Origin of the sequence: Frankia sp. Mgl5 (assembly GCF_023242985.1) — a bacterium.
In the GTDB taxonomy this organism is placed as follows: Bacteria; Actinomycetota; Actinomycetes; order Frankiales; family Frankiaceae; genus Parafrankia; species Parafrankia soli.
Genome location: NZ_JALKFY010000044.1, coordinates 1 through 302, shown reverse-complemented (window position 1 = coordinate 302; position 302 = coordinate 1). Strand labels below are relative to the sequence as shown.

Below are 302 nucleotides of genomic sequence, written 5' to 3'. Positions count from 1 at the left end.
CTACTATCGTGGCGACCTTAAATGGTTGCGTCAACCGATGCTGGGAGTGGTCGGCTCGCGAAAGCCCACACCGTATGGAAAAGCGGCATGTGCTCACCTGACAGCGGAGCTCTCGGAAGCGGGTTTTGTCATTGTGTCGGGCGCCGCCTATGGAATAGACGCGGAAGCTCACCGTTCTGCGCTTCGCTCCAAGAATGGGACCGTTGGGGTGCTGGGCTGCGGTCTTGCGCATGTGTATCCGCCGCTGCATCGCACGCTCTATCAGGAAATTGCCAGCTGCGGACTGCTGCTCTCTGAATATC

Annotated in this window: 1 protein-coding gene; it reads left to right on the top strand. The window is 58.6% G+C overall.

The annotated features are described in order from the left end of the window. Positions 1-302, top strand: a 302-nt coding sequence (locus tag MXD62_RS08285; protein WP_248828816.1) for a DNA-processing protein DprA, incomplete at both ends; no start/stop codon positions are given.